Raw genomic sequence first — 25,093 nt, forward strand, 5'->3', positions numbered from 1 at the left:
GTTGAGGACATGAGCAAGGACACGCAGGATCACGTGCAGGACGCCGGGCACGACCACGACCATCAGGACGGGCATGACCACCAGCACGAGCAGGACCGCCAGCACGAGCAGGAGTCGTCCGGGGGCACCGTGTCCGAGGGAGGGTCCTCGGCGCTGAACGCCGACACCGCGCTCGGCGGCGCGGACGCCGTGCCCGAGACGCCGGACGTCAACGACGACATCGAGGACGACCAGGACCTCAACGTGCAGAACCCGGACGCGGACGGGACGACCGAACCCGGACGCTGACCTCGGGGGCTAGACGAAGCCCTTGAGGAGCCGGTGGCGGTAGACCTGCGGCTCGAGGTAGCGGTCGAAGAACCAGACGAAGGGGTTGGGGCGGGTGAGGTCGACCAGCGGCAGGGAGCCGGTCGGACGGCCCGCCCGGTCGAACTCGGCGATCAGCGCCGACCGTGCCTCGACGGTGACCGGCACCACCGTGTAGCCGTCGTACGCACCCAAGGGGCGACCCAGCCTGGCCGCCACGATGTTGTCGCCGAGCACCTTGACCTGCGTGCGCAGCGCCCCGCCGGAGGGCCGGGTCTGCAGGGCGGCGGCGTCCCCGATGCCCCAGACGTCGTCGAAGCGGCGGTGCCGCAGGGTGCCCGGGTCCACGTCGACCAGGCCGGTTCCGGGCTGCGCGAGCCCGCTCTCGGCGAGCCACGGGTCGGGACGGTGTACGGGGACCAGGTGCGCCATCGTGACGTCGTCGATGCGGGTGCTGCCGGTGGGGCCGGCGAGGGTCACCGAGCGGGTGGCGGTGTCGACCTCGGCCAGCGTGCTGGAGGTGTGCAGCTCGACGCCGTAGCGGTCCAGGTACGGCTGCAGACGACGGTCCACGAAGGGCAGGCCGAGGACGGTCGGCGTGGGGACGGCCAGCACCACCCGGATCGCGTCCAGGACACCCTCGCGGCGCCAGTGGTCGCAGGCGAGGAAGAGCGGCTTGAGGGCGGACCCGCCGCAGGGAGCCGGCTCCGGGGGGACGGTGAAGACGACGGTGCCGGAGCGGGTCGCCCGCACCAGCGGCCACAGGCGGGTCGCGGTGTCGGGGGTGAAGGTATGCGTGGCCCACCCGGCGTGCAGGGCGGCCTCCAGCCCCGGGGTGGCCGCGAGGTCGGGCCGCAGCCCGGGCGCGAGCACCAGGTCCCGGTAGCCCAATCGGCGGCCGGTGTCGGTCGTCACGATGCGCGCGCCGGGATCCACCGCGACGGCGGCGCCGAGGTGGTGGGTGACACCGGTGGAGAGGGCCTGGGACATGGTGAGGGTGAGCTCGTCCCGCCTCGCCTGCCCACCGCCGACGTAGTTGAGGAGCGGTCGGTAGCGGTGCATCGAGCGCGGCTCCAGGACGGCCACGTCGCGACACCCGAGGCGGCGCACCCGGCCGGCGGCCGAGACACCCCCGTTCCCGCCCCCGACGACGAGGACGTCGTGGGAGACCACGCCGCGGGAGGTCACGTCGTGCGAGGCGTCCGCCCGCTCCGGCATCAGCCCTCGGCCAGCCGCGGCGGGAAGCCGCCGGTCGCGACGGGGGACCAGCGCGTCGGGGTGACCCGCAGCAGCGACTTGCCCTGGCTGCGCATGGCGTCCCGGTACTCGTCCCAGTCCGGGTGCTCGCCGGAGATGCAGCGGAAGTAGTCGACCAGCGGCTCGACCGCGTCCTCGCCGTCCAGCACCTCGCAGGTGCCGTCGACCTGGACCCAGGCGTCGTTGAACCGGTCGGAGAGGACCAGCACGCTGACGCGGGCGTCCCGCCGGGCGTTGTGGGTCTTGGCCCGCTCCGGGTAGGTGGAGATCACCAGCCGACCGTCCTGGTCGACCCCACCGGTCACCGGTGAGGCCTGGGGGAGCCCGTCCTGACGGAGGGTGATGAGGACCATGTCGTGCCGGGGACGGACGAACTCGAGGAGCTCCTCGGTGTCGACGGTCGTGGTGGTTGCGACGGTGCGTGCCATGAGGACAGTCTGCCGGTTCGGCACGTGGATCTCGTGCCGAGAGGTCTCGCTCAGAACGGTGGCGGGTCGTCGACGTCGGGACGGGGCTCCGGCGCCGGGTCCCGATCCGGGTCCGGGTCCGGGTCGGGAATCTCTCCCTCGGGTAGCCGGAGGAGGCCGAGGAGGCGCGCAGGGGAGGCCTGGTCGTCCCGCGGGCCCGGGAGCACCTGCCCGTCACGGCTCCGGTGCGACAGCCTGATCCATCCGGTGCACGCCTCGTCGTGGTCGGTGGCACCGTGCAGGTCGTCGGAATCGGTGAGCAGGCCGTGTGGGCCCCGGTGGGCCAGTGCCGCGTAGAGGGTCCGGCAGGCGAGGTCGAGCTCGGCGTCGGCGGTGGATGTGGGGGTGGAATCGGGGGTGGAATCGGTGGTGGAATCGGTGGTGGAGGCGGTGGCGACCGCTCGACGGAGGTACTGGCGGTAGTCGTGGCACCGCGTGCTGGTGACCTGGCCGAGCAGGGTCTCCCAGGTGACGTCCCGGTTCGGGGCGAGCTCGCTGGACCACCATCCCTCGGTCTTGAACTGATGGTGGGCGACGTCCTTGAGCGACAGGTTCCGCTCGCTGGTCGGCCCACCCGCACCCCATGCCGTCTCGTGGTCGATCTCGCAGCGGGCAGGCTCGTCCGTCGTCCCGGGGCTCGGGAGTGCACGTCGGCGGCGACGATCTGACGCCGCATCGCCGCGTCGGGCCGGTAGCCGGCGATCGATCGTTCGACCAGGCGCCCGTCGGCCGGGTCGACGAGGATCCGCGACAGGGTCGTCCCCGGTGTCAGGGCCAGCTCTCGCGCGTGACCCGGCGTGAGGAACGTCGGGACGGCCCCCAGGACCTCGGCGGTGCCGCCCACGACGAGGCGCGGGTCCGCCGCGGTGCCGTCCCGGCAGCGGTGGCAGGACGGCGTACCGGCGACGGCGTCCCAGGGGACGACCACCTGGAGGTGCGCCGCAGGCTGGGCGGTGACGACCTGGGCGATCGTCGCGGCGTCGGCGGGGGTGACCAGGTCGTCCTCGCCCAGGTCGGGCAGAGGGAGTCGTCCGTGCAGCAGCAGGGTCTGGGCCACGTCGCTGCGCAGCTGGGGCAGTGTGCGAGGGTCCCCACCCTTGCGCAGCGTCCGGGCGCACCGGTCCAGCCTGGTGGAGATGGCTGCCAGCGAAGTCACCGGGCCGTTGACGAAGAGGGTCGCGGTGGAGCCGTCATCCACCCGGAGGGAGGCGCTCCGCCGCTCGCGGGCGAGGCGACGTCGTTCGCGCTCGGCCACGACATCCGTGCCCTCCACCCTGACCGCCTCCCGCTCCAGAGCCGCCCAGTAGTGGGCGGACGACCAGGGGTGGTCGCGCACGGTGCCGTCCGGCCCGAGCCGTTCGGCGACCACGGTGGCGGCGTCGGTGCCGAACAACCCCTCGGCGACCTGGCCGGCCTCGTCGGCGGGGAGCCGCCCGCAACGGTCCCAGAAGCCCTGGACGTGACCCCAGGTGATGGTGCCGCGCCGCAGCGCGCCCTCGACCTGGTCCCGCACCGGCACGGGGGAGCAGGCGACTCCGACGAGCTGCCGGGCCTCCTTCACCCCGACGCCGAGAGCGACCTCCAGCTCCGCGCACGTCAACCGCTTGGCCTCGGCCCGCCACCTGCGCCGTTGCCCGGCGGTCAGCTCCTCGACGTCACTGAAGCCCTTGTCCCGCAGCAGCTCGTCCCCGACGGTCGCCACCAGCGCGCGGGTCGACACGAGCAGGTCGGCCTCGATCGCGGACCGGGCCGCCGCCAGACCTGTGATGCGGTCGAGGACCTTCTGTTCGGGTTCGGGTTCGGGTGCGGGCTCAGCGACAGCGGACAGCCCCACGAGCACCAGGTGGCGAGGCCTCTCGACGTCGACCGCCGACGCCGCAGCGGCATACCAGCGCAGCACCTGCTCCACCGGTGACGCGAACTCCTGGTGCGACATGTCCTCACCCCCTCCGGCCAGCTTCCGTGCTGGCCCCCGCCCTGGGTCGTGCTTCCCTCCCGCAGATCCGGGAGCGACCTTCACTGGGTCCAGCGTAGAACAGGCGTACGACATACCGGGGTGGGACGGTGGGCGGTCAGGGGACCGAGACCATCAGGAGCACTGCCGCGAGCCAGGACCACCCGAGGATGATCACCGCCCGTTGCAGGAGCCCGGCACGCGGTGAGTCCTTCTCCCAGGCTTCCCCGAACGCCACGACACCGAGGGCGAGCAGCACGGCCACGATCACGGACACCCCCCGCCACCCGGGCGAGGGCAGGACGAACGCCGCGACGAGCGCGGCGGCGGGCAGTGCGGTGAAGACGAGCGCCCCCGCCGCGTCGTGGGCCCGGTGCCGAGCAGAGGTCTGCGTCGGGGTGCCGTCGGCAGCGCCCGGTGGGTAGCCGCGCATGGGGTCCATCGGGAGCAGCCCCGACGCCACCAACGACAGGCCGAACGCAGCGACGAGCACGGCCAGCAGCAGGCTGCCCGAACCGTGGGCCAGGGGTACGGCGCTCGCGGACACCGTGGTGCCGCAGACCAGGAAGTTCGCGGTCTGCAGCCGACCCCTCGGGCCGAGGGCGAGCGCGCTCACCGGATGCCGCATCGGGGCATACCCCGGTCGGGTTGCGCCGTCGACCAGGAAGGTGACCACGAACGCGATCAGCCCGAGCGCACCGAGCCGCAGCAGGACGGTCATCGCTCCGTGCCTCCCCGGGCCATCCCTGGTCCTACTCCCACCGGAACAGCACTCCGGCGACCACGGCCCCGAGCACCGTCGTCACCGACAGCGTCACCCAGTGCGACAGCTGCACCGGAGTGCCGGCCCATGCCGCGGCGATGGCCTCGACGGCGGCACCGAAGGGCAGCAGCGCACCGATCTGCGCCACCGGGTCGGGGAGCGCCTGCATCCCCCCGAACATCCCGCCGAGCGCGGCCAGCGTGAAGAAGACCAGGAGCGAGATCGCCACGGCGGAGTTGGGTGTGGGGGCGACCGCGGCGACGACCATGCCCACGCCGTACATCGCCAGGGCCGCGAGCACCGTGACGCCGAGCGCGGTCGCGACGTGGACCGGTGGGTTGGCGCCCATCAGGAGGAAGGCGACCGCCAGGGCGAACCCGATGCCCAGGGCGGCCTGGATGATGCTCACCACCACCTGCGCCCCCAGGACCATGGCCGGGGACGCGGGGGTGACGGCCATCCGGCGCAGGATGCCGGAGCGCCGGTAGTAGGCGAGGAAGCTGGGCATGTTCAGGATGCCGATCAGCGACAGGATGATGACCAGCACGAGCGGCAGCACGTAGAGGTCGAAGGCCGTCCTGCCGTGCCGGATCACGGTTCCACCGGCCGAGCCGCTGGTGAGCAGGATCATCAGCGGGAGCGCGAACGGGACGATCAGCCCCGCGGTGTCCCGGATCACCATCCGCGCCTCGCACCCCACCAGCGTCGTCATCGACCGCCACCCCGGCCGGTATGCCCTGACGTCGGTGCTCATCCCGCCTCCTCCGGCTCGGTGCCCGTGACCCGGACGAAGGCCTCCTCCAGGGAGGTGCCCCCGAAGCGCTCCCGCAGACCCGCCGCGGTGCCCAGGTAGGCGACGCGACCGGCGTCCACCAGGACGATCCGGTGGCAGAGCCGCTCCACCTCCTCCATCGCGTGGCTCACCAGGAGCACGCTCACGCCCTCGGCCTGCAAGGTCTGCACCGTGCCCCACATCCGTCGGCGCGCCTTCGGGTCCAACCCGGTCGTGAGCTCGTCCAGGATCACCACCCTGGGTCGCCCGACCAGGGCCAGTGCCACGGAGAGCCGTTGCTGCTGACCACCGGAGAGCCGCTCGAACCGGGTCCGGCGCTGCTCGGTGAGCTGGACGAGGTCGAGCAGCTCGTCGGCGGGTCGGGGGTCGGGGTAGAAGGTGCGGTACAGGTCGACCAGCTCGGACACGCGCAGGGAACCGTGCAGGTGCGACTCCTGCAGCTGGACCCCGAGCACCTGCCGGACCCTGGCCCGGTCGGTCCGCGGCTCCAGGCCGAGGACCCGGACGGTGCCCCGGTCCGGCGCGCGCAGGCCGGCGACCATCTCCACGGAGGTCGTCTTCCCGGCGCCGTTCGTGCCGAGCACCCCGACCGTCTCGCCCACCTCGACCCGGAGGCTGAAGTCAACCACCGCCGCGGTCCCGCCGTAGCTCTTGGCCAGTCCCTCGGCGAGGACGGCCGGTTCGTCGCGTCTCATGGCTGCGACGCTACGAGCTGGCGGACTCCCGGGGCCCGTCCCGGAAGTCACGACTTCTGGGCGTCGCAGCCATGACGTTCGGCACGGGTGCCCGGTCGGTGCCCGGTCGTAGGCTGAGACGCATGCAGCGACCCGGCACCGAGGTATGGGCGGGGTTGGTGATGCTCGTGCTCTCCGGTGCCGTGGCAGTGCCCGTCGTCACGGGGATCGCCGATCCCACGGTCCCGCGCGGCTGGTGGGTCGTCACCTTCGCCGTCTTCCTCGGCACGCTGCTGCTGTCGCTCTCGGAGACCCCGCGGCTCCGGATCCGGTATGCGGCCTACGCGAGCTCGGTGGTGCTCGCCTGGGTGGTGGTCCTGACCCTGCCGCAGATGGGTCTGGTGCTGATCCTGCTGGTGCTCACCGCGGCCTGCAGCGTCTACCTGCTGCCCCTGTGGGGCTCACTGCTCGTGGTGGGCCTCAATACCGTGGTGGTCGTCGCCGTCGTCCGGCCGCTGGGCGAGAACGCCCCCGAGAGCGTCGTCACGGTCGGCTTCTACCTGATGATCCAGCTGGCCTCGATGCTGAGCTCGGCGACCCTGCTGAGGGAGCGTCAGATGCGACTGGAGATCACCGCCGCCAACGTGGAGCTGCAGGCGGCCGGGGTCCTGCTCTCGGACGCGACCCGCACGGCCGAGCGGCTGCGGATCTCCCGGGAGCTGCACGACCAGATCGGCCACCAGCTCACGGTGCTGACCCTGCGGCTGGAGACGGCGCGGCACGTGGACGAGGCCGCGGCGAGGGAGCACCTCGAGCACGCGGACCGGGTCGCCCGCGAGCTGCTGCGAGACGTCCGTTCGACGGTCGGCCTGCTGCGCACGCAGGCCCCTGACCTGGAGAGCTCGTTGCAGGAGATGACGCGCGGGCTGCCGGGCCTGCAGGTGTCGGTGGAGGTGGACCCGGGGGTGCGGCTGGAGGAGCCGCTCAGCACCGCCCTGGTGCGGGCCGCCCAGGAGGCGGTCACCAACACCATCCGGCACGCCCAGGCGCAGCAGCTGCGGATCGAGGTCGGCCTGCGGGACGCGCACGTGGTGCTGGTGGCGCAGGACGACGGCTACGGGGACCGCGACCTGGTGCTCGGCAACGGCCTGCTCGGTCTGCGCGAACGCCTCTCCACGCTCGGTGGGGAGGTCACCCTGGACGGTCGCGACGGCTTCCGGCTCACCGCCTCGGTCCCTGTCCCATGACCCGGGTCGTGGTCGTCGACGACCAGACGCTGGTGCGGCAGGGGATCCGTGGGCTGCTCGTGGTGGCGGGGATCGACGTGGTGGGGGAGGCCGACGACGGCCTGCGCGGTGTCGAGATGATCAGGGAGGTCGAGCCGGACGTGGTGCTGATGGACCTCAGGATGCCGCGCCATGACGGCATCTGGGCCTTGGAGACGCTGCACGCGGAGGGCCTGGAGGTCCCCGTGCTGGTGCTGACCACCTTCGACGACGACGAGCTCGTGCTCCGGGCGTTGCGCGCAGGGGCACGTGGCTACCTGTTGAAGGACGTGACGCTGGACCAGCTCACGCACGCGGTCACCAGCCTCGCGGCGGGCGGGACGCTCATCGCCCCCGCGATCACCGACCGCCTGCTCCGGGCCATCCGTACCGGTCCACGGCACACCGACCCGGCGTTGCCCCCGAGCCCCGAGCTCACTGCCCGTGAGCTCGAGGTGCTGCACCTGGTGGCCGGCGGGTTCAGCAACCGCCAGGTGGCGGTGGCGCTCCACCTGGCCGAGGGCACCGTGAAGAACCACCTCTCCACGATCCTGGCCAAGCTCGGCGCGCGGGACCGGACGAACGCCGTGCTGCGGGCGCTGCACGACGGCATCCTGGGGTGAACCGCGCCGACGGAGAGGGAGCACCAGGCGCACGGGCGTAGCGTGAGTCCTGATCGCGACGGAGTCCCCCAGAGCAAGGAGCGCCATGTCCGCGCACGAGATGTCCGCGCCCGAGCCGGCGGACCCCAGGGTCCTGGTGCTGAGCAACCCGGGGGCGGGGTCCTCGGAGGAGGACGTCGTCGAGCGGGTGTGCCGGGTCCTCCGGCAGCACAGCCCGTCCGGGGTGCAGGTGTGCCGGCCGGGTCCGGACCAGGAGTATGCCGAGGTGGTGGCCACGGCGGTGGGCCGGGACGTGGTCGTCCTCGGCGGCGACGGCTCGGTGCACCGGCTGCTGCAGGCGCTGCACGACCAGGACCTGCTGGGCCGGGTCGGCGCGATCGGGGTGGTGCCGATGGGCACCGGCAACGACCTGGCCCGTGGTGCGGACCTGCCCCTCGACCCCGAGGAGGCGGCGGTGGTCGCGGCCACCGGTTCGCCCGTGCACCGCGAGCTGGTGCTGGACGACGAGGGTGTGATCACGGTCAACGCGGTGCACGCCGGGGTCGGCGCCGAGGCCACCGCGCAGGCCGGTGAGGTCAAGGGCGTGCTCGGGGCGATGGCCTACGGGGTGGGGGCGCTGCAGGCCGGGCTCACCTCCCGTGGGTGGAACCTGCGGGTGGTGGTGGACGACGAGGTCGTCGCCGACGGCACCGACCCGGTGCTGCTGGTCACCCTGGCCCTGGGTCCCTCGGTCGGCGGCGGCACGCCGGTCGCGCCCGACGCCCGCCCGGGGGACGGGGTGGTCGAGGTGCTGGTCGCGCACGGGGTGTCCCCGCTGGCCCGGGTCGGGCTGGCCGCGGACCTGCGCAGCGGCCGGCACGTCGAGCGGGAGGACGTCAGCCTGACCTCCGGGCGCAGCGTGCGCATCGAGGCGGTCGCCGAGGACGACGCCTTCCGGGTCAACACCGACGGCGAGGTCGCCCCGGAGCGCACCCTCGCGCGGAGCTGGCGGATGCTCGACCAGGGGTGGACGCTGCGGGGGCCGCAGCAGGAAGGGTGACCCGCAGCGGGCTCACCCGCTCGGCGCGGCGCTCGACTCCCGGACGGTCAGCGACCACGGCACCAGCGGGTGCGCCGGCGGCGCGGTCGACCCGTCGATCCGCGCGATGAGCAGGTCCAGCACCGCGGTGGTCAGCGTCCCCAGGTCGGGGGCGACGGTGGTGAGTGACGGCACGTGGAAGCGGCCCTCGCGGACGTCGTCGAAGCCGCCCACCGCGATGTCCTGCGGCACCTGCACGCCGGCGTCGTGGCACGCGCGCAACGCCCCGATCGCCATCAGGTCGTTGAACGCGAAGACGGCGTCCGGGCGCAGGTCGGCCGGCAGCGCCAGCAGCTCCTGCATCCCCCGGTAGCCCTCCTCGCGGCCGAAGCCGGCCACCGTCACCACCCGTTCGGGGGGCAGATCCAGCCCGGCCGCGGCGATCGCCTCGGAGAATCCTTGCAGCCGCACCGACGCGGTGCCCTCGCGGACCTCGCGCCCGATCGCGGCCAACCGCCGGCGCCCTTGCTCGAGGAAGTGCTCACCCATCGCCCGGGACGCCGCCACCGAGTCCACCGCCACGTGGTCGAACTGGGTCGGTGCCCGGCGCTCGCCGAGCAGCACCAGGGGGATGTCGTCGGTCCGCTCCGCGATCTCCTCCGCCGAGGTGGCCAGCGGGCTGAAGATCACCCCGTCCACCATGTGCGCCCGCATCCCGGAGAGCACCAGCCGTTCCTGCGCCGGGTCCGCGTCGGTGATGTCGAGCAGGAACAGGTAGCCCCGGCGGGTGGCCTCGGCGGAGAGCCGCGCCGCCAGCTCGGCGAAGTAGGGGGAGTCGAGCTCGGGCACCGCCAGGGTGATGAAGCCGCCCCGCCCGTGCTTGAGCTGGCGCGCGGCCAGGTTGGGCCGGTAGCCCAGCTCCAGCAGTGCCGCGCGCACCTTCTCGCGCATCCCCGCGCTGACGTTGGGGTGCTCGTTGACGACGTTGGACACGGTCTTGACCGAGACGCCGGCGTGCTGCGCTACGTCCTTGAGTCTGACCGGCATGGGGCACATCGTATGCCCGGCGCGACGCGACACGCGTGTCCCCCGCCGGGTCTTTACAACGTTGCAAGCCTCAGGGCATACTCGAACCAGCCGATGGCGGTTATCCGTTGTAAACCAGGACCGGGCAGGGTGGCCCTCGCCATCCCGCCCCGGAACCCGCAGCCCAGGACAAGGACGTCTGATGAGCCTCCCGCAGAGCACCCGTACCCCCTTCAACCGTCGCCTGTTCCTCTCCCTCGCCGCAGCCGGTGGGATGAGCGCGACCCTCGCCGCCTGTGGCGGCGGCACCTCGCCGCGTGACGGCGCCGACCCGGTGGCCGCCACCGGCGACGGCGGCGCCGGGGGCTACGACGGTCCCGCGGTCGACCTGGCCTTCTGGAACGGCTTCACCGGTGGTGACGGCCCGACGATGAAGGCGCTGGTCGACACCTTCAACTCCGAGCACGGCAACATCGCGGTGACGATGACCACCATGCAGTGGGCGGACTACTACTCCCGGCTGCCCTCCGCGGTCACCTCCGGCAACGGTCCGGACATCGGCATCATGCACCTCGACTCGGTCGCCACCAACGCCGCCCGCAACGTCATCCAGCCGCTGGACGACGTGGCCTCCGCGCTGGAGCTGGCCGAGGCCGACTTCGCCACGGTGCCCTGGCAGGCCGGGATCTACGACGGCCAGCGCTTCGCCATCCCGCTGGACGTGCACCCGCTGGGCTTCTACTACAACAAGGACGTCATGGAGGAGGCCGGCCTCGACCCGGAGGCCCCGCCGACCGACAACGACAGCTACATGGCGGCGCTGGAGGACCTCAAGGCGGCCGGGATCGAGGGGCACTGGGCCAGCCCGTTCCCGTTCACCGGTGGGCTGACCCTGCAGGCGCTGATCTACCAGTTCGGCGGCAGCCTCTTCAACGAGGAGGGCACCCAGGTCACCTGGGGCGAGGCCCCCGGCGTGGAGGCCCTCACCTGGTGGGTGGACCTGGCCAAGAACGGCCACTCCCCGGCCAACGTCGACCAGGACGCCGACTACGTCGCGCTCAAGAACGGCACCACCGCGTTCAACTGGAACGGCATCTGGCAGATCAACGACCTCAAGCAGTCGGACATCAGCTGGGGCGTCGCCCCGCTGCCCGACATCGGCGGCTCCGGCGGCGTCTGGGCGGGCTCCCACCAGTTCGTGCTGCCGCGTCAGCGCAGCGAGGACGCGAACAAGGCGCAGGCCTCGCGGGTCTTCCTCAGCTGGGTCTCCGAGCAGTCGCAGGCGTGGGCCGAGGCCGGGCAGGTGCCGGCCCGCAACTCGGCCCGCGAGACCCCCGAGTTCGAGGCGCTGCCCGAGCAGGCGGCCCTGGCCGAGCAGCTCGACGACCTCCGCTTCATCCCCACCGTCCCGGGCATCGCCGACTGCATGGCCGAGTTCGACCGTGCGCTCAACGAGGCCGTCCTCAGCGGCGCCGAGCCGGAGGCCATCCTCGCCGACACCGCGTCCCGCGCCCAGACGATCCTGGACGAGAACGCCTCGCGCTACAGCGGCTGATGGCGAAGCGCGCCACGTCAGGGGTGGGTGGGCGCAACGGCTCACCCCTGACGCCCTACCTGTTCCTCGCGCCCTACCTGGCCCTGTTCGTCGCCTTCGTGGCCTTCCCCGCCGTCTACGGGCTGTGGATCAGCCTGCACGACTGGGACTACATGATGGCCTCGCAGCGCTTCCTCGGCCTGCAGAACTACGCCAACCTGCTCGACCCCGACTCGGTCGTCTTCCGGGACTTCTGGAACGGCATGCGCAACACCCTGCTGTTCACGGTGATCAGCGTGCCCTTCCTGCTCGTGCTGCCGCTGCTGCTGGCCCTGCTGCTGCAGCAGAAGTTCCCGGGTCGGACGTTCTTCCGGGCCATGTTCTTCGCCCCCTACGTCTTGGGCGTCGCGGTCATCGGCCTCATGTGGCGCTACCTGCTGGACGGCAACTTCGGGCTGGTCAACGCCTTCCTCGGCACCGACATCTCGTGGACCACCTCGCAGCCGTGGGCCTGGGTCAGCCTGGTCGGCGTCACCGTCTGGTGGACGCTGGGCTTCAACGCCGTCATCTTCCTGGCCGGCCTGGGTGACATCCCCACCGAGCACTACGAGGCGGCCGCCCTGGACGGCGCCGGGTGGTGGGCGAGCTTCGTGCACGTCACCCTGCCCGGCCTGCGTCCGGTGATGATCTTCGTGGTGGTGATCACCGTGCTGGCCAGCGCCAACATGTTCGGCCAGTCCTACCTGATCACCCAGGGCGGGCCCTCGCAGTCGACCCAGACGGCGATCATGGTCATCACCGAGCTGGGGCTGAGCCGCTACCAGATGGGTGCGGCGGCGGCGCAGAGCTACCTGCTCGCCCTCTTCCTGGCCGTCGTCTCGATCGCGAACTTCTGGCTGATGCGGGACAAGGACGCCGCGGTGCAGGCCAAGGCCCTGCGTGCGCAGCGGCGACGCGGCGGGGGAGGCGGCGACGGGCATACCCCGCTGTCGGACCCGCAGGTCCCGGCCACCCCCGCGAGCCTGGGGACGGTCCGATGAGACGCACCGCCCGGAACCCGCTGCTGTGGATCCTGCTGACGCTGCTCTCGGTGGTCTTCGTCGGGCCGATCGCGGCCATGCTGCTGACCTCGCTGAAGCCGACCGCGGAGGCGCAGTCGGCCGACCCGGACCTGCTGCCGAGCGAGATCACCTTCCGTGCCTACGAGGTGCTCTTCACCTCGGCGGACAACCCGGTGCTGCGCTGGTTCATGAACTCGATGCTGGCGGCCACCGCGCACGCGCTGCTGGTCGTGCTGACCGCGTCGCTGGCCGGGTACGCCCTGGCGCGGATGGACTTCAAGGGCAAGAACGTCATGTTCGGGATGATCATCTCCACGATGTTCGTGCCCGGGTTCATCTTCCTGATGCCGAACTTCCTCACCCTCGACCGGCTCGGCTGGTTGGACACCCTCGCGGCGATCGTCGTGCCCGGCGCGGCCGGTGCCTTCGGGGTGTTCTTCATGCGGCAGTTCTTCCTCTCGCTGCCCAAGGAGTTCGAGGAGAGTGCCCGGATCGACGGCGCCGGGCCGTTCACCACGTTCTTCCGGATCATGCTGCCGAACGCCACCCCGGCGCTGGTGACCCTGCTGGTGCTGAGCTTCCTGGCGAACTGGAACGACTTCATCTGGCCGCTCTACGTGCTCTTCAACGACGCGCGGCTGACCCTGCCCATCGGGCTGTCCAAGCTCCAGGGCGCGTACACGATCGACTACCCGGTCATCATGGCCGGCGCCGTCATCGCCTCGCTCCCGGTGCTGCTGCTCTACGTCTTCGTCCAGCGCTACGTCATCGACGGCGTGGCCACCTCGGGGGTCAAGGGCTGAGACCCGCACCGTCCTCGCCCCACCCCGCCACGCCCGCCCCGCATCGAAGGAGATGCCCATGACCTCCCACCCACGACGCGCTCTGCTCGCCGCCGGGACCGCCCTCGCGCTGAGCGCGACGCTGGCCGGACCCGGTCTCGCCGCGCCCGCCGGCCCCGCACCCGACCCCGCCGCCCCCGACCGGCCGACGTACACCAACGCGGTCAGCGACGCCTTCTCCGACACCTACGCCGACCCGGCGGTGATCCAGGGCAAGGACGGCTGGTGGTATGCCTACGCCACCGCCGACCCGCTCTACGCCGGGCAGGAGCCGGGCATCGGGCACATCTCCCGCACCCGGGACTGGTCGAGCTGGGAGTACGTCGGCACCATCTTCGACGACACCAACCGCCCCTCCTGGGCGGAGGAGACGGCGGGCCTCTGGGCCCCCGACATCCGCTACGTGGACGGGCAGTACGTCCTCTACTTCACGGTCACCGACACCACCCTCAACCCCGGCGAGGACTCTGCGATCGGGGTGGCCACCTCCGCCGACCCGGCGGGCCCCTGGGTGCCGGCCGACGAGCCCATCGTGGCGCCGCGGGCGCTGGACGACGGTCGCTTCCTGTGGACCTTCGACCCGGCGGGCTTCACCAGCACCGACGGTCGTCAGTGGCTGTACTACGGCTCCTACTTCGGCGGGCTGCAGGTCACCGAGGTCAGCGCGGACGGCCTCACGCCCGTCGGTGAGCCCACCCAGGTCGCGATCGGGGACCGCTACGAGGGCGCCTACGTCGTCGAGCACGACGGCTGGTACTACCTGATGGGCTCCTCGGCCAACTGCTGCGCAGGCCCGGCCACCGGCTACTCGGTCTTCGCCGGCCGTTCGAAGGACCCGCGCGGACCGTTCCTGGACGCCGACGGGCTGGACCTGAACGCCTCGGTGACCGGCGGCACGACCGTGCTCACCCAGAACGGCAACAGCTGGGTCGGTGCCGGCCACCACGCCGTCCTCACCGACGCGTCCGGGCAGGACTTCATCGTCTACCACGCGATCGACAAGGACGAGCCCTGGCTGACCGACCCCTTCGGCATCAACCGCCGCCCGATGCTCATCGACCGGCTCGACTGGATCGACGGCTGGCCGCGCACCAACGCCGGCGCCGGCCCCTCCGAGGGCCCGCAGCCGCTGCCGGTGACCGACTCCCTGCTGACCGGGGACCCGGCCGCGCCGGCCACCGCCTTCACCGGGATGCGTGCCGGGCAGGACCCGCAGGGCGGCGACACCGGGGTGCTCGAGGGCACCGCGACGAGCCGTGCGAGCGCGCCGGGCGCCGCGGCCCGGGTGCGCCTGGACGTCCGCGCCGAGGACACCGTCACCCTCACCCTGGGTGCGCACCCGAAGAGGGTCCGGGTCACCTACGACGGCGAGGCCGGTGAGCTGCGGACCGCCGTCGTGATGGGCGCGAAGAAGGTCGTCGACGAGTCCGTCACCCCGCTGCCCACCGGGCAGGGCTGGCGCACGCTCACCGTCGAGGCCGGCGCCCGCAGCGCCACCGCACAGGTGTCCGCGGCCGACCTCAACGACCCGATGGCGGTGGCCGACGCCTCCTTCCCCGGGTTCTCCCTCGCCGCGGCCCCGGTGCAGCTGGCCGGGGACGGGGCCCGGGTCGACAACGTCGGGGTGCAGACCCCGGCCGTGCCCGTCACCGAGGCGGTGCCGGACCCCGAGCCCGGTGACGTCCTGTTCCGCGACACCTTCGACGAGGGGGTGGACCCCTCCTGGGAGTGGGTGCGCCCGCAGGCGGACATCCGCACCGAGGACGGTGACCTCGTCTGGCCGGTCCGCTCGGTCGACCTGGTCGGCGGGGGCAACACCGGCGCCCTGCTGCTACGGGACATGCCGGAGGGCGACTGGGTCGCCGAGACCGAGCTGACGCTGGACCTGGGCGAGCGCTCGGTCCGCAACTACCAGCAGGCCGGTCTGATCGTGCACGCCGACGACGACGACTTCGCCCGGCTCGGCACGGTGGCGATCTGGGAGACCCGGACCGTGGAGTTCGGGCGCGAGCTCGCCGCGGTCGCGGGCGGCGACGAGACGATCTTCGCCGGCGCCATCATCGGGGCCCCCGCCGCGACGATGGGGATGCGGGTCGCGCACACCACGAATGACGAGGGCGAGCACGTCTACCGCGCCGGGATCAGCCGTGACGGCGAGTCCTGGGTCTGGGGTGCGGCGTGGACGTTCCCCGCGGACACCACGCCCCGCCTCGGGTTGTATGCCGGTGGTGGCGACACCCCGGCGACCGAGGCCCGCTTCCACGACGTGACCGTCTCCGAGCTGGCCCCGTGAGGGCCCGCCCGCTGACCTGCCTGCCCCTGGCCCTGCTCCTCCTCGCCGGCTGCTCCGGCGGGGGAGGGGCAGGGGCCGACGCCCCAACGACAACGACGTCGACATCGACGGAGGACGCCGCCGTGACTGATTCCACCGGGTTCACCAACCCTGTCCATGCCACCAACTTCCCGGACCCGCACATCCTGGCCGACGACGACGGCGGCTACATCGCCTTCGCCACCAACGGCAACGCGATGAACGTGCAGACCGCGGTCAGCGAGGACATGGTCGACTGGTCGCAGGGCAGCGACGCGCTGCCCGCGCTGCCGGGCTGGTCCACCCCGGGCAAGGTCTGGGCGCCGGAGACCATCCGGTGGGCCGACGGCAGCTACCGGATGTACTACACGACCGCGCTGTCCGGCGAGGACCGCCAGTGCATCTCGGTGGCGGTCGCCGACCAGGCCGCCGGGCCGTACGTCGACGAGTCGGACGAGCCGCTGCTGTGCGAGATCGACGAGGGCGGCTCGATCGACACCAGCCCGTTCATCGCCTCCGACGGCACCGCCTACCTCTACTGGAAGAACGACGGCAACCACGTCGGTGTCGACACCTTCATCCGGGTGGCCCAGCTCTCCGAGGACGGGATGAGCATGGAGGGGGAGACCGTCGACGTCCTCCAGCAGGACCAGCCGTGGGAGGACATGCTCGTCGAGGGACCCTCGGTCTGGGAGCACGAGGGGCGCTTCCACCTGTTCTACTCCGGCAACGGCTTCTGGACCGATCAGTATGCCGTCGGCCACGCCGTCTCGGACAGCCCCACCGGCCCCTTCACCAAGGACCCGGACCCGGTGCTGGTCAGCAACGAGGTGGCCGCCGGGCCCGGTCACAACTCGCTCGTCGAGGTCGAGGGGCAGCTGTGGATGGTCTACCACGCCTGGGTCCCCGGCTCGGTCGGTGACGAGGCCGTCGGGCGCCAGATGTGGCTGTCCCGGGTGACCTTCACGCAGGACGGCGGCGTCGAGGTGGAGCCGCCCACCGTCGACCACCCGGCGGCACCGGAGGCCGGCCGATGAGCGCGGACGTCCCCCGCCCGGAGCATCCCCGCCCCCAGTTCGTCCGCCCCGACGGGCGCTGGCTCAGCCTCAACGGCACCTGGCAGTTCGAGCGCGACCCCGGCGACTCCGGGTTGGAGCGCGGGCTGCTGGACCGGGAGCTGGGGTCCGCCATCCTGGTGCCGTTCGCCCCGGAGTCCGCGCTGTCCGGGGTCGACGACCCCGACTGGCACGAGGCGGTCTGGTACCGCCGCACCCTGGAGCTGCCGGCGGACTGGCCGTCCCGCGACCGGGTGCTGCTGCACTGCCAGGCGATCGACCACGACGCCACCGTCTGGGTGGACGGCACCGAGGTCGGCCGGCACCGCGGCGGGCACACCAGCTTCACCCTGGACCTCACCGCGGCGCTCGCCGGCCGACGGGTGGCGACCCTGGTGATCCGGGCCCGGGACCCGCGGCACGAGCTGCTGCCCCGGGGCAAGCAGGCGACCTGGTTCCACGGCACGCACGCCCAGTACCCGCGCACCACCGGCATCTGGCAGCCGGTCTGGCTGGAGTCGGTGCCGACGAGCTTCCTGGGCCGGGCCCGGATCACCCCGGACGCGGCCGGGGCCTTCGACGTGGAGCTGCCGGTGACCGGAGGCATACCGGGGCAGCGGGTGCGCGCCACCCTCGGCGACGACGCCGGGGAGGTCGCCACCGCGGAGGCGGCGGTCGGCCGCCAGCTGGTGCCGCGGTTGCGCCTCGAGGTCCCTGCCGAACGGCGCCGCTGGTGGGGTCCTGCCGACCCGCACCTCTACCGGCTGCACCTGGAGCTGCTGGACGCCGGGGGACAGGTGCTGGACGAGCTGGAGTCCTACGCCGGGCTGCGCACCCTCGCGATCGACGGGCACCGCATCCTGCTCAACGGTGAGCCCGTCTTCCAGCGCCTGGTCCTGGACCAGGGGTACTGGCCGGAGTCGCTGATGACCGCACCGAGCGAGGAGGCGCTGGTCGCCGACATCGAGCTCGCCCTGGCGGCCGGCTTCAACGGTGCCCGCATCCACCAGAAGATCGCCGAGGAGCGCTTCCTGCACCACTGCGACCGGCTCGGCTACCTGGTGTGGGGCGAGTTCCCCGACTGGGGCGTCTCCGGGGCCGGCCCGGCAGGCCACAACCAGGGGCACGGGCCGACCTTCGTGGCGCAGTGGGTCGAGGCGGTGGAGCGCGACTACTCGCACCCGGCGATCGTCGGCTGGTGCCCGCTGAACGAGACCCATCAGTTCCTGCACGACCGGTTCACCACGCTCGACGACGTCACCCAGGCGATGTACTGGGCGACCAAGGGGATGGACCGGACCCGCCCGGTCGTCGACGCCTCCGGCTACAGCCACCGGGTCGCGGCGACCGACGTCTGGGACAGCCACGACTACACCCAGGACCCGGCCGAGTTCGCGGAGCGGATGGGCGGCCTGGCGCAGGGGCGTCCGCACACCAACACCGGCGAGAACACCGGTGCCTGCGCGCAGGGCGCCCCGGACTACTCGCTGCCGTACGCCGGTCAGCCCTACTTCTGCAGCGAGTACGGCGGCATCTGGTGGGTGCCCGAGCACCAGCGCTCGCAGGCCGACGCGGCCAACGACGCGCAGGAGTCCTGGGGCTACGGGGACCGGGTCCGGGACGAGGAGGAGTTCTACGCCCGGGCCGAGGGCCTGACCCGGGTGCTGGACCAGGACCCGTTGATGTTCGGGTACTGCTACACCCAGCTCACCGACGTCTTCCAGGAGAAGAACGGGATCTACGCCTTCGACCGGTCCGCCAAGCTCGACGTGGACCGGGTCCGGGCCATCTTCGGCGCCGACGCGGCCTACGAGCGAGAGGGCTGACTAGGCTGGTCGGCGTGCGCGAACAGCTGGCAGTGGCGGTCACCGGGGCGCCCGGGGCGGGCAAGACCTCGACGGCGCAGGAGCTGGCCCGGTCGCTCGGTGCCGCGCTGCTGGACCTGGACACGCTGACCAACCCGCTCCTGGACCTGCTCGTCGAGGCGCTCGGCAGCAACGGCAACAGCGGCGGGTACGACGACCCCGACGTCCCTGTCGCCGCGCGGCTGCGCACGGCGCGCTACGCGTGCCTGGTCGGGGCCGCGCAGGACTGCCTGCGGACCGGGACACCGGTGGTGCTGGTGGCACCGTTCACCGCGGAGCGCTCGGACCCCACCGCCTGGGCGGCGCTGGCCCAGCAGCTGGCCGCGGCGGGTGGGGACCCGCACCTGGCCTGGCTGCGGATCGGTGTGGACCAGCTGGGGGAGCGGCTGCGGGCGCGGCAGGCGGAGCGGGACCGGGCCAAGCTCGCGGACCTGGGGGCCTACCTGGCCTCGGTCGACCTGGCCCCGCCGGTGGTGCCGCACCTCGCGGTGGACGCCGCCCGGGCGCCGGCCGAGCAAGCCCGGAGTCTGCTCGAGCGGCTGCCGTAGCGGCGGCCGGGAGCGGCGGAAGCGGCAGTCCCCGACACCTCCGGAAGAATTTGTGCGCGACCGGTTGACAACGGTGTCATCCGCGCGGCACACTCGATCCAGTCACACATGACAACGATGGACAACGACGACCGGAGGCCTCCATGGCGGAGCGAGCGCACACGCTGACGCGTGCTGGTGCACCCGGTCCGGTGCGGGGGACGTGATGTCCTCCGTCACCCCTCGTCGCCGGGTGTCCGGCCCGACCCTCAAGGACGTCGCCGCACTGGCCGGGGTCAGCCTCAAGACGGCCTCCCGGGTGCTCAACGACGGCCCCAACGTCGCCGGCGCCACCCGCCAGGCGGTCCAGCAGGCGATGGAGTCGCTGGCCTACGAGCCGGACCCCGCGGCCCGCTCGCTGCGCGCCGGCCACGACCGCACCGTGGGCGTCGTGGTCGACAGCATCGGCGACATCTTCTTCTCCGAGCTGGCCGCGACGCTGGAGTCGGCGCTGGACACCGCGGGCTACCGCTGCCTGCTCGCCTCGAGCAACCGTGAGGTGGCCAGGGAGCGGGACATCGTCCGCAGCCTGGTGCGGCGCCGCTGCGCCGGGGTGATCGTGGCCCCGACCTCCCCGGACTCGATCTCCGCCGCCGACCTGGCGGGCACCCCGGTCGTCTTCGTGGACCGTGTCGGGCACGTGGAGGGCGCGGTCTCGGTGGTCTCCGACGACCCGGGCATGGCCTTCGAGGCGACCCGCCACCTGCTGGCGCGCGGGCACCGCCGGGTGGCGCTGCTCAGCGACTCCCTGGACCTGCCCACCACCCGCGGCCGCCAGGACGGCTACCGCCGGGCGCTGGCCGAGGCCGGGGTCGAGGTGGCCCCCGAGCTGATGCGGATGGAGTGCGACGACGAGAGCTCTGCGATGCGCGAGGTGCGCCGGGTGCTGGACCTCGACGACCCGGCCACCGCGATCTTCTCCTGCAGCTCCCGGCTGTCCCTCGGCGTGGTCCCCGCCCTGCACCAGTTCGGCCGCACCGACGTGGCGCTGGTCTCCTTCGGCGACTTCACCATGGCGGACAGCGTGCAGCCGGCGGTCACCGTGGTCGACCACTCCGCCGTGCGGATGGCGCACGCGGCGGCGGAGGCCCTGCTCGCGCACCTGCCGCCGCACGACCCCGCCCAGGGGCCGACCGGCGTCATCGAGGTGCCGGCCCGACTCATACCTCGTGGGACCGGCGAGATCGCCGTGCGGCCCACGCGTCAGCAGATCGTCCAAGCCTGAGAAGGAGGCACATGTTCACCGCAACGACGGGGTGCGACAGCCCTGGGAACGACCGTAGGAAGGGCCACGTCCGATGAGCACCGACGCGATCTACGAGGCACGCGGCATCGTCCGCAGGTTCGGCGCCGTGCAGGCGCTCGACGGTGCGGACTTCGACGTCCGCCCGGGCGAGGTCTCCGCGCTGATCGGCGACAACGGTGCCGGGAAGTCCACCCTGGTGCGGATCCTGGCCGGTGCCGACGTCCCGGACGGCGGCACCCTGTCCTTCGAGGGCAAGGAGCTCACGCTCACCACCCCCAACCAGGCACGTGACCTCGGCGTGGAGACGGTCTTCCAGGACCTGGCCCTGGCCAACCACCTCGACCCCATCCAGAACATGTACCTGGGCCGTGAGCTCATGCGTCCCGGGCTGCTCGGCCGGCTCGGTTTCATGCAGCGTGCCGAGATGCGTCGGCGCGGTGCGGCGGCCTTCGACAGCCTGGGCGCCACCGTGCGCGACTACGAGGGCGCGGTGAGCGGGATGTCCGGCGGCCAGCGCCAGGCGATCGCCGTGGCCCGGGCCGCGACCTGGGCGGACAAGGTGATCTTCCTCGACGAGCCCACCGCGGCGCTGGGCGTGGTGCAGACCAAGGGCGTGCTCGACCTGATCCGCCGGATCCGGGACCAGGGCCTGGGCGTCGTCTACATCAGCCACTCGATGCCCGAGGTCCTGGAGGTCTCGGACCGGGTGCACGTCATGCGTCAGGGCCGGCGCGTCGCGGTCTACGACGCGAAGTCCTCCAGCGTCGAGGAGCTCGTCGGCGCGATGACCGGGGCGCTCGAGACCAAGGAGGCATCATGAGCAACGCGACGCACACCAAGGACGACATGGCCGCCGCCCCGCGGGCCTCGATCGGGGAGAACCTGCGCCGCCGTGTGCAGGCGCAGGCCCTGCAGATCGTGCTCGTCTGGCTGGTGATCTGCGCCATCTTCAGCACCCTGGCCACCACCGCGTTCCTGGACGTGAACAACTTCCGCAACATCGCGGTGAGCGTGGCCATCCTGGCCGTGCTGGGCGTGGGCACCACCTTCATCATCGTCACCGGCGGCATCGACCTGTCGATGGGCTCCATCCTGGTCTTCAGCGGGGTGGTGTCCTCGATGGCGATGGAACGGGTCGGCGACGGCGAGGGATGGTTGGTCGCGCTGGTCGGGATCCTGGTGGCCCTGGCCTCCGGGCTGATGTGGGGGCTGATCAACGGCTTCTTCGTGGCCAAGGCGAAGGTGCCTCCGATGATCGTCACGCTGGGCACCTTCGGCGCCGCGCTCGGCCTGGCCCAGGTGCTCACCGACGGCATCGACCGCCGTGCGGTGCCGGACGTGCTGGTCAACTCGGTCGGCTTCGGTGAGGTGCTCGGGATCCCGATCCTGGTCATCATCGCGGCCGTCGTGGTCGCGATCGGGATCGTGCTGCTGCGCCGCACCAAGTTCGGGCTGCACACCAGCGCGGTCGGCTCCAACCCGGAGGCGTGCCGCCGGGTCGGGATCAAGGTCGACCGGCAGCTGATCAAGGTGTATGCCTTCGCCGGCCTGCTCGCCGGGATGGCCGGGATCCTCAACCTGACCTTCTTCCGCTCCACCACCATCGCCGGTCACAGCCTCACCAACCTGGACGTGATCGCGGGCGTCGTCATCGGAGGGACCAGCCTCTTCGGGGGCATCGGCACCGTCTTCGGGACCGTGATCGGCCTGCTCATCCCGGCCACGCTGCGCAACGGCTTCGTCATCCTCGGGGTCGCGCCGTACTGGCAGCAGGTCGTCGTCGGCGCCTTCCTGATCGGCGCCGTCTACTTCGACCAGGTCCGCCGGGCCTCTGCGACGCGGGGCAAACCCAGCAGCACCTTCTTCTCACGCATCTTCACCCACCACCGAAAGGACATCTGATGCGACTCAACCGATCAATGACGATCCTCGTCGCCGCGCTCGCCACCACCGGCCTGGCGGCCTGCGGGGGCGGTGACGCCGACACCGGCGACGACTCCGAGGGCACCCAGGCAGGCGGCGGCTCCGGCACGCCGCAGGTCGCCTTCATCCAGGGCGTCATCGGCGACAACTTCTACATCTCGATGGAGTGCGGGGTCCGTGCCGCCGCCGAGGAGCTCGGTGCCGAGGTCTCCGTGCAGGGCCCGCAGCGCTGGGACCCGGCGCTGCAGCAGCCGATCGTGACCTCGGTCGCGGCCAACGACCCGGACGCCATCCTCATCGCGCCCAACGACGTGACCGCCCTGCAGCGCCCGCTGGAGGACGCCGCCGAGAACAGCGAGGTCGTGCTGGTGGACACCACGGTGGAGGACCCCTCCTTCGCCGCGTCCGCGATCGCCTCCGACAACATCGGTGGCGGCGCGGCGGCCTTCGAGGCCATCCAGGAGCTGGTGCCCGACGGCGGCCAGGTGCTGGTCATCGACAACCAGCCCGGCATCTCGACCTCGGACGACCGCGTCCAGGGCTTCGAGGAGGCCGCCGCGCAGGACGACTCCTTCGAGTACGTCGGCGTGGAGTACGCCCAGAACCAGCCGGCGCGGGCCGCCTCCATCGTGACCTCCACGCTGCAGCGCTACCCCGACCTGAAGGCGATCTTCGCGACCAACATCTTCAGCGCCGAGGGTGCGGCCACCGGCATCGAGCAGGCGGGCGTCTCGGGCGAGGTGCAGGTGATCGGCTTCGACGCCGGCCCCGCCCAGGTCGAGGCGCTCCAGGACGGCACCCTGCAGGCGATCATCGCCCAGCAGCCCTACGACATCGGCTACCAGGGCGTGGAGCAGGCCCTGATGGCGCTGGAGGGCGAGGAGACCGAGGCCGAGATCCAGACCGGCTTCACCATCGTCACCGCCGACACCCTGGAGTCCGAGGAGGGCCAGGCGGCCCTCTACGCCTCCGAGTGCTGACCCGGCGCTGACGCCCGAGACGTCGTGGTGCCCCGACCCTGTGGCGGGGCACCACGACCCCCGGACGACGCACCACCCGCACCATGACGTCCCCGATGGCACCCACCTGATGACACCCACCCCGATGACAGCGACGAGGAGCAGGACCGACGTGCAGACACTGGTAGCCGGGCTGGACCTGGGCAGCACCGGCATCAAGCTGCTGGTCCTCGACGACCAGGGGCACGAGGTCGTGCTGAGCCGGATCGACACCCCGTGGCAGGAGGACCCGACCGGGTCCATCGTGCTGCCCGAGGAGGCCCTGCTCGCCGCCGTGCACGAGGTGCTCGCGGACGCGGCGCGGCAGCTGGCCGCCCGCCACCCCGACGCCGACCCGGTCGAGGTGCTCTCCGTCACCGGGATGGGGGAGTCCGGCTTCCTGCTGGGCCCGGACGACCGGGTGCTCGCCCCCGCCTTCGCCTGGTTCGACCTCTCCGGCCAGTATGCGGTCGACGCCCTGCCGCAGGACCTGCGCGAGGAGTTCGCCGGCCGGACCGGGCTGCCCTGGGGCGTCCAGGTCTCGGCGGCCAAGATCGCCCACCTGCGCGACCTCGGCACCCCGGTGGCCGCCGCCAGGTGGCTGAGCCTGCCCGAGTTCGTGGTGCACGCCCTCGGCGGACCGGTCGTCGCCGAACGCTCGCTGGCCGCCCGTACCGGGCTGCTGCAGGTCGAGGACGGCCGGGTCTGGCCGGAGCTGCTGGCCCACCTGGGCGTCGGCCCGCAGATCGTTCCCGAGCTGGTCGACGCCGGCACCCCGGTCGGGCGCGCCGACCCGGCACGGGTGCCCGCGGCGTTCGCCGGGTCCCGGCTGAGCATCGCCGGGCACGACCACCTCGTCTCCAGCCTGACCGGCAGCGATGGTGACACCTCGCAGGAGGCGCGCTACCACGTCTCGCTCGGGACCGCCGAGGTGCTGCTCCGGGTGATCGACACCCCGCTGACCTTCGACGCGCGCACCCGGCTCGGGGCATACCTGATCAACTGCGTCCCACACGTCGTCCCCGGCCGCTGGGTCGTCGTCGCCGGCGTCAAGACCGGGCTGCTGATGCGCCGGACGCTGGCGCTGCTCGGGATGGGCGACGAGGAGGCCCGACGGTCCCTGGACTCCGCGGTGCTGGCGCTCGCCGAGGAGGGCGGGTCCGCCGCGTCCACCCGGGGCGTGAGCGTCGCCGGGGCCCGCAACGACGACGGCGAGCTGTCCCTGCGGATCGGCACCGACGACGTCTCGCCCGCCCTGCTGATGCGCGCCGTGCTGGAGCACGGCAACGACGAGATCGCCCGGCTGGTGGAGGCGATGGACGCCGAGCTGCCGCCGGCCACCTCCGCCCTGCTCACCGGCGGCTGGACCTCCTGGGCCTCGGTCCGCGAGGCCCGTGGCCGGGTGCTGCCCCGGCTCGAGGTCTCCCACCGGTCCCAGGACACCGCCTACGGCGCAGCGCTCTCGGCCCTCTCCCTGCGCCACGCGCACCACTGACCTTCCCCGACCCACCCCCGAACCGCACCA

General features: G+C 72.4%; 23 protein-coding genes. 17 read left to right on the forward strand and 6 right to left on the reverse strand.

What is annotated here, in order from left to right; translation table 11 throughout:
• Positions 1-9 precede the first annotated feature (9 nt).
• Positions 10-288: a hypothetical protein gene (locus ACI3EY_RS05515; protein WP_405039685.1), complete on the forward strand. Its 279-nt coding sequence runs from the start codon at positions 10-12 to the stop codon at positions 286-288.
• Positions 289-297: 9 nt separating this feature from the next.
• On the opposite strand, the gene ACI3EY_RS05520 is transcribed toward ACI3EY_RS05515, so the two are convergent.
• Both ACI3EY_RS05520 and ACI3EY_RS05525 read right to left on the reverse strand, forming a co-directional pair.
• Positions 298-1,524 (reverse strand): NAD(P)/FAD-dependent oxidoreductase, encoded by a 1,227-nt coding sequence (locus ACI3EY_RS05520; protein WP_405039686.1) that lies wholly within the window; start codon positions 1,522-1,524, stop codon positions 298-300.
• Positions 1,524-1,991, reverse strand: a complete 468-nt coding sequence (locus ACI3EY_RS05525; protein WP_405037876.1) for a PPOX class F420-dependent oxidoreductase — start codon at positions 1,989-1,991, stop codon at positions 1,524-1,526. Before ACI3EY_RS05525 ends, ACI3EY_RS05520 begins: the two co-directional genes overlap by 1 nt.
• Before the next feature lie 826 nt (positions 1,992-2,817).
• On the opposite strand from ACI3EY_RS05525, the gene ACI3EY_RS05530 reads away from it, so the two are divergent.
• Positions 2,818-3,945, forward strand: a complete 1,128-nt coding sequence (locus tag ACI3EY_RS05530; RefSeq protein WP_405039687.1) for a hypothetical protein — start codon at positions 2,818-2,820, stop codon at positions 3,943-3,945.
• Positions 3,946-4,102: 157 nt separating this feature from the next.
• Here the strand turns inward: ACI3EY_RS05530 and ACI3EY_RS05535 are convergent, their stop codons facing one another.
• The 3 genes from ACI3EY_RS05535 to ACI3EY_RS05545 are packed head-to-tail and all read right to left on the reverse strand — an operon-like array spanning position 4,103 to position 6,235.
• On the reverse strand, positions 4,103-4,705 hold the full coding sequence (locus ACI3EY_RS05535; protein WP_405037880.1) for a DUF998 domain-containing protein: 603 nt from the start codon (positions 4,703-4,705) through the stop codon (positions 4,103-4,105).
• Between the two features lie 31 nt (positions 4,706-4,736).
• Positions 4,737-5,501, reverse strand: a complete 765-nt coding sequence (locus ACI3EY_RS05540) for an ABC transporter permease (protein ID WP_405037881.1) — start codon at positions 5,499-5,501, stop codon at positions 4,737-4,739.
• Positions 5,498-6,235, reverse strand: a complete 738-nt coding sequence (locus ACI3EY_RS05545) for an ABC transporter ATP-binding protein (RefSeq protein WP_405039688.1) — start codon at positions 6,233-6,235, stop codon at positions 5,498-5,500. Before ACI3EY_RS05545 ends, ACI3EY_RS05540 begins: the two co-directional genes overlap by 4 nt.
• 122 nt (positions 6,236-6,357) lie before the next feature.
• On the opposite strand from ACI3EY_RS05545, the gene ACI3EY_RS05550 reads away from it, so the two are divergent.
• The 3 genes from ACI3EY_RS05550 to ACI3EY_RS05560 all read left to right on the forward strand — a co-directional run bounded on the left by ACI3EY_RS05550 (position 6,358) and on the right by ACI3EY_RS05560 (position 9,141).
• On the forward strand, positions 6,358-7,461 hold the full coding sequence (locus ACI3EY_RS05550; protein ID WP_405039689.1) for a sensor histidine kinase: 1,104 nt from the start codon (positions 6,358-6,360) through the stop codon (positions 7,459-7,461).
• Entirely contained in the window at positions 7,458-8,102 is a 645-nt protein-coding gene (locus tag ACI3EY_RS05555) for a response regulator (RefSeq protein ID WP_405037884.1), read from the forward strand. Before ACI3EY_RS05550 ends, ACI3EY_RS05555 begins: the two co-directional genes overlap by 4 nt.
• A gap of 85 nt (positions 8,103-8,187) precedes the next feature.
• Positions 8,188-9,141 (forward strand): diacylglycerol/lipid kinase family protein, encoded by a 954-nt coding sequence (locus tag ACI3EY_RS05560; RefSeq protein WP_405039690.1) that lies wholly within the window; start codon positions 8,188-8,190, stop codon positions 9,139-9,141.
• 12 nt (positions 9,142-9,153) lie between these two features.
• On the opposite strand, the gene ACI3EY_RS05565 is transcribed toward ACI3EY_RS05560, so the two are convergent.
• Positions 9,154-10,167 carry a LacI family DNA-binding transcriptional regulator gene (locus ACI3EY_RS05565; protein ID WP_405039691.1) on the reverse strand — a complete coding sequence of 338 codons (1,014 nt, stop codon included), beginning with the start codon at positions 10,165-10,167 and terminating at the stop codon, positions 9,154-9,156.
• A 181-nt stretch (positions 10,168-10,348) separates the two neighbouring features.
• On the opposite strand from ACI3EY_RS05565, the gene ACI3EY_RS05570 reads away from it, so the two are divergent.
• The 12 genes from ACI3EY_RS05570 to ACI3EY_RS05625 all read left to right on the forward strand — a co-directional run bounded on the left by ACI3EY_RS05570 (position 10,349) and on the right by ACI3EY_RS05625 (position 25,063).
• Positions 10,349-11,701 carry an ABC transporter substrate-binding protein gene (locus ACI3EY_RS05570; RefSeq protein WP_405039692.1) on the forward strand — a complete coding sequence of 451 codons (1,353 nt, stop codon included), beginning with the start codon at positions 10,349-10,351 and terminating at the stop codon, positions 11,699-11,701.
• Positions 11,701-12,720 (forward strand): carbohydrate ABC transporter permease, encoded by a 1,020-nt coding sequence (locus ACI3EY_RS05575; protein WP_405039693.1) that lies wholly within the window; start codon positions 11,701-11,703, stop codon positions 12,718-12,720. Before ACI3EY_RS05570 ends, ACI3EY_RS05575 begins: the two co-directional genes overlap by 1 nt.
• The gene (locus ACI3EY_RS05580; protein ID WP_405039694.1) at positions 12,717-13,544 is read left to right on the forward strand and encodes a carbohydrate ABC transporter permease; all 828 of its coding nucleotides are present in this window, start codon (positions 12,717-12,719) and stop codon (positions 13,542-13,544) included. Before ACI3EY_RS05575 ends, ACI3EY_RS05580 begins: the two co-directional genes overlap by 4 nt.
• Positions 13,545-13,602: 58 nt before the next feature.
• Entirely contained in the window at positions 13,603-15,876 is a 2,274-nt protein-coding gene (locus ACI3EY_RS05585; protein ID WP_405039695.1) for a glycoside hydrolase family 43 protein, read from the forward strand.
• 122 nt (positions 15,877-15,998) lie between these two features.
• Positions 15,999-16,931: a glycoside hydrolase family 43 protein gene (locus ACI3EY_RS05590; RefSeq protein WP_405039696.1), complete on the forward strand. Its 933-nt coding sequence runs from the start codon at positions 15,999-16,001 to the stop codon at positions 16,929-16,931.
• On the forward strand, positions 16,928-18,775 hold the full coding sequence (locus ACI3EY_RS05595; protein WP_405039697.1) for a glycoside hydrolase family 2 protein: 1,848 nt from the start codon (positions 16,928-16,930) through the stop codon (positions 18,773-18,775). The genes ACI3EY_RS05590 and ACI3EY_RS05595 overlap by 4 nt, the downstream gene beginning before the upstream one ends.
• A 14-nt stretch (positions 18,776-18,789) precedes the next feature.
• Entirely contained in the window at positions 18,790-19,362 is a 573-nt protein-coding gene (locus tag ACI3EY_RS05600) for a P-loop nucleotide/nucleoside kinase family protein (protein ID WP_405037893.1), read from the forward strand.
• Between the two features lie 205 nt (positions 19,363-19,567).
• Complete coding sequence (locus tag ACI3EY_RS05605; RefSeq protein ID WP_405039698.1) at positions 19,568-20,626, forward strand: LacI family DNA-binding transcriptional regulator; 1,059 nt, start codon at positions 19,568-19,570, stop codon at positions 20,624-20,626.
• A gap of 73 nt (positions 20,627-20,699) precedes the next feature.
• The gene (locus tag ACI3EY_RS05610; protein ID WP_405037895.1) at positions 20,700-21,467 is read left to right on the forward strand and encodes an ATP-binding cassette domain-containing protein; all 768 of its coding nucleotides are present in this window, start codon (positions 20,700-20,702) and stop codon (positions 21,465-21,467) included.
• Positions 21,464-22,549 (forward strand): ABC transporter permease, encoded by a 1,086-nt coding sequence (locus tag ACI3EY_RS05615; RefSeq protein ID WP_405039699.1) that lies wholly within the window; start codon positions 21,464-21,466, stop codon positions 22,547-22,549. Before ACI3EY_RS05610 ends, ACI3EY_RS05615 begins: the two co-directional genes overlap by 4 nt.
• The gene (locus ACI3EY_RS05620; RefSeq protein WP_405037897.1) at positions 22,549-23,550 is read left to right on the forward strand and encodes an ABC transporter substrate-binding protein; all 1,002 of its coding nucleotides are present in this window, start codon (positions 22,549-22,551) and stop codon (positions 23,548-23,550) included. The genes ACI3EY_RS05615 and ACI3EY_RS05620 overlap by 1 nt, the downstream gene beginning before the upstream one ends.
• A 151-nt stretch (positions 23,551-23,701) precedes the next feature.
• The gene (locus ACI3EY_RS05625) at positions 23,702-25,063 is read left to right on the forward strand and encodes an FGGY family carbohydrate kinase (RefSeq protein ID WP_405039700.1); all 1,362 of its coding nucleotides are present in this window, start codon (positions 23,702-23,704) and stop codon (positions 25,061-25,063) included.
• The last annotated feature ends 30 nt before the right edge of the window (positions 25,064-25,093 follow it).

The sequence above is a fragment of the Serinicoccus shuyuelongi genome (assembly GCF_045032955.1).
Classification (GTDB): domain Bacteria; phylum Actinomycetota; class Actinomycetes; order Actinomycetales; family Dermatophilaceae; genus Ornithinicoccus.